Source organism: Actinomycetes bacterium (assembly GCA_035489715.1).
GTDB lineage: Bacteria > Actinomycetota > Actinomycetes > JACCUZ01 > JACCUZ01 > DATHAP01.
In genome coordinates this window covers 1-3603 of record DATHAP010000114.1, presented here as the reverse complement: position 1 = coordinate 3603, position 3603 = coordinate 1, and the positions used below count along the sequence as shown (strand labels likewise).

4 protein-coding genes are annotated in these 3603 nt (G+C 73.5%); 1 reads left to right on the top strand and 3 read right to left on the bottom strand.

All coding sequences use genetic code 11. The annotated features are described in order from the left end of the window. Positions 1–23: 23 nt before the first annotated feature. Positions 24–782 (bottom strand): phosphoglyceromutase, encoded by a 759-nt coding sequence (locus VK640_08895; protein HTE73302.1) that lies wholly within the window; start codon positions 780–782, stop codon positions 24–26. 62 nt (positions 783–844) lie between these two features. On the opposite strand from VK640_08895, the gene VK640_08890 reads away from it, so the two are divergent. Continuing rightward, positions 845–2146: an MFS transporter gene (locus VK640_08890; GenBank protein HTE73301.1), complete on the top strand. Its 1302-nt coding sequence runs from the start codon at positions 845–847 to the stop codon at positions 2144–2146. 12 nt (positions 2147–2158) lie between these two features. On the opposite strand, the gene VK640_08885 is transcribed toward VK640_08890, so the two are convergent. Both VK640_08885 and VK640_08880 read right to left on the bottom strand, forming a co-directional pair. Then, positions 2159–2680, bottom strand: a complete 522-nt coding sequence (locus VK640_08885; GenBank protein ID HTE73300.1) for a YbjN domain-containing protein — start codon at positions 2678–2680, stop codon at positions 2159–2161. 13 nt (positions 2681–2693) lie between these two features. Then, positions 2694–3603: glycosyltransferase (locus VK640_08880; protein ID HTE73299.1), on the bottom strand; the 910-nt coding region annotated here is incomplete at its 5' end.

Here is a 3603-nt window from a genome sequence, read left to right as displayed (position 1 = left end):
CCGCAGCGCACAGACAGTGAGGCTCAGCGGCCCTGGTTCTTGACCGCCTCGATCGAGGCGGTCGCCGCGTCGGGGTCGAGGTACTCCCCACCGGTGGTGACCGGTCGCATGCTCTCGTCCAGGCGGTAGAGCAGCGGGATGCCGGTGGGGATGTTCAGCGCCGCGATGTCGTCGTCGGAGATGCCGTCGAGGTGCTTGACGAGCGCGCGCAGGGAGTTGCCGTGTGCGACGACCAGCACGGATTGGCCGGCCCGCAGGTCGGGCACGACGGAGTCGTACCAGTAGGGCAGCATCCGCGCAACGACGTCCTTGAGGCACTCGGTGCGGGGCTTCACCTCGTCGGGCAGCGCGGCGTACGCCGGGTCACTCACCTGCGACCACTCGTCGTCGTCCGCGAGCGGCGGCGGCGGCGTGTCGTACGAGCGGCGCCAGAGCATGAACTGCTCCTCGCCGAACTCCTCCATCGTCTGCTTCTTGTTCTTGCCCTGCAGGGCGCCGTAGTGGCGCTCGTTGAGACGCCAGCTGCGCCGCACCGGCAGCCACATCCGGTCGGCGGCGTCGAGGGCGACCTGGGCCGTGTCGATGGCCCGGCGCATGACCGAGGTGTGCAGCACGTCGGGCAGCAGGCCGCGCTCGACGAGCAGCTCGCCGCCACGGCGCGCCTCGGTGCGGCCGAGCTCGGTCAGCCCGACGTCGACCCACCCGGTGAAGAGGTTCTTCTCGTTCCAGTCGCTCTGGCCGTGGCGGAGCAGGACGAGGGGGTACGTCGCACCGTCGCTCATGCCGGGAAGCCTGCCAGAAACCGGGTCGAGCGCTGTCGGGGCGTCCACGTAGCGTGCTGCGGGTGAGTCTGCGCAGCGCCGTCGCCGGCACGGTGGCCGGGCTGCCGAGCCAGTTCTGGTGGCTGTGGACCGGGACGCTGGTCAACCGGGCCGGCGCGTTCGTGCTGCCCTTCCTGGCGATCTACCTCACCGACTCCCTCGGCTACAGCACGGCCTTCGCCGGTCTCGTGCTCGGTGCGGTCGGCCTCGGCGCCGCCGTCGCGAGCCTGGTCGCCGGCGTCCTCGCCGACCGGCTCGGCCGGCGGCCGGTGCTCCTGTGGTCGCAGCTGCTGAGCGCGCTGACGCTCCTCGTGATGGCGTTCTGGACGTCGCCCGCGGCCGTGCTCGCGCTCTCGGTGCTGCTCGGCCTGTCCAGCAACGCGGCCCGCCCGGCGTTCGCCGCGATGGTCGCCGACGTCGTCCCGCCGGCCGACCGGGTGCGCGCCTTCGGCCTGAACTACTGGGCGATCAACCTCGGCTTCGCCACCGCGGCTGTGGGCGGCGGCCTGCTCGCGTCGGCCGGCTACCGCACGCTGTTCATCGGCGACGCCATCACCACGCTGCTGTTCGCCGTCCTCATCTGGGCCAAGGTCCGCGAGAGCCATCCCGGGATGCGGCCCGGGACAGCTGCCCCGGTCCGGTCCACGGGGTCGATGCGCGACGTGCTGCAGGACCACGTCTTCCTCGCCTACATGGGCCTGACGTTCGCCTTCGCGCTCGTCTTCATGCAGCACATGTCGACGCTGCCGGTGCAGATGGCCGACGACGGTCTCACCCCCGCGCAGTACGGCGTCGTCATCTCGCTCAACGCGATCCTCATCGTCCTGGCGACCGTGCCCATCACCCGCTGGGTCGAGCGGTTCGCCACGGCGCGGGTCCTCGCGACGGCGGCGATGTTCATGGCGGTCGGGTTCGCCTCGACGGCGTGGGCGAGCACCATGACGGCGTACGCCCTCACGGTCGTCGTCTGGACCATCGGCGAGCTGATCGGCTCGTCCATCGGACCCGCTGTCGTCGCCGACCTGTCGCCCGCGAGCATGCGCGGCCGCTACCAGGGGGCCTTCGGCCTGACCTTCAGCGGCGCCGCCCTCGTGGCACCGGTGGCCGGCGGCTGGGTCTACGACCACCTCGGCCAGACGGTCCTGTGGCTCGGCTGCGGCGTGCTGTGCGGCGCGGCGGCCGTCGGTCACCTGCTCGCCGGGCCGCCGCGGTCCCGCCGGCTGGACGAGATCCGGGCGGCCGAGCACGCGCCGACCGGCGCGGTGCCGGCCCCCGCACCGGAGGGCCGGGACGAGGCCGAGCAGGCGGTCCGCCGCGGCGGCTGAGCGGCCTGCGGGTCAGCCGTCGGCCGGCGGCGGTGGTGCGGCTCCCGGCGCGAGGTGCCGGAAGGCGGCGAGGTTGTACGTCGGCTCGCCGCGGGACAGCCGCCACTCCCACTCCTTGCGGATCGAGCTGGCGAACCCGAGCTCGAGCAGGGTGTTGAAGGACGAGTCAGCGGCGTCGAGGACCGTGCCGAGCAGCCGGTCGACCTCGGCCGGTGTGACGGCGTGCAGGGGCAGGCGGCCGCTCAGGTAGACGTCACCGAGGTGGTCGAGCGCGAACGCGACGGCGTAGAGGCGGGTGTTGCGCTCGAGCAGCCAGCGGTAGACCGCCTCGTGGTTCTCGTCCGGGTGACGGGCCACGAAAGCGTTGACCGACAGGCTGTGCGCACCCACCACCAGGCTGACGGTCGTCTTGAGCTTGCGCTCGCCGGGGAGGCTGACCACTACCGTGCCGGGCTCCGGCTGCTCGTGCTCGACCTCGCCGTCCCGCAGGGCGCCCAGCAGGACGTCGAGGGCCCGTGCCTGCTCCCCGGTCACCGCTGGCGGACCGTCACCTGTTGACCGCGATGGCCGTCGGCATCGCGCGCTCGGCGAGCACGTCGCCGTAGACGTCCAGCACGCCGGCCGCGGTCGCGCCCCAGCCGAACCTGGCAGCGTGCTCGACGGCGCCGTGACCGAGCACCGCCCGTCGGTGCGGGTCGTCGGTCAGCGCGGCAAGCACCGCCGCGTAGTCGTCGGGGTCGTGGCCGGGCACCAGGAGGCCGGACCGGCCGTCGGCGACCGCCGTGCGCAGCCCGCCGACCGAGGCCGCGACGACCGGCGTCCCGCAGGCCTGCGACTCGATGGCGACCAGACCGAAGGACTCGCTGTAGGAGGGGACGACGGTGACGTCGGCCGCGCGGTACCAGTCAGGGAGCGCGTCCTGCGCCTGCGGCTCGACGAAGCGCACGACGTCGGCAACCCCGAGCTCGGCCGCCAGGGCCTCGAGCGCCCGTGGCTGGCTCAGGCCCGACCCCGAGGGCCCCCCCACGACTGCGACGACCAGCCGCTCGCGCAACGCGGGCCGGAGCTCGAGCAGCCGGGCGGCCGCGCGCAGCAGGACGTCGGGGGCCTTGAGCGGCTGGATCCGGCCGACGAACAGCAGCACGTGCGCGTCGTCGGGGATGCCCAGCCCGGCCCGGGCCCGCGAGCGGGAGCCGGGCGTGAACAGTCCGAGGTCGACGCCCGGCGGCACCCTCACCACCTGGTCCGGGTCGGCGTCGTAGAGCTGGACGAGCTGGTCGGCCTCCTCGGTCGTGCTGGCCACCAGGCGGTCCGCGGCCGCCACCACCTGGGCCTCGCCGATCGCCCGGGCGAGCGGCTCGGGGGCGTCGCCCTCGGCGAGCGTCAGGTTCTTGACCTTGGCCATGGTGTGCATCGAGTGGACGAGCGGGACGTCCCAGCGCTCGGCGGCCAGCCAG

Bases quoted from the DNA above. Each gene is read 5' to 3' on its own strand.
- VK640_08895 (HTE73302.1), bottom strand. From the start codon at position 782: ATGAGCGACGGTGCGACGTACCCCCTCGTCCTGCTCCGCCACGGCCAG.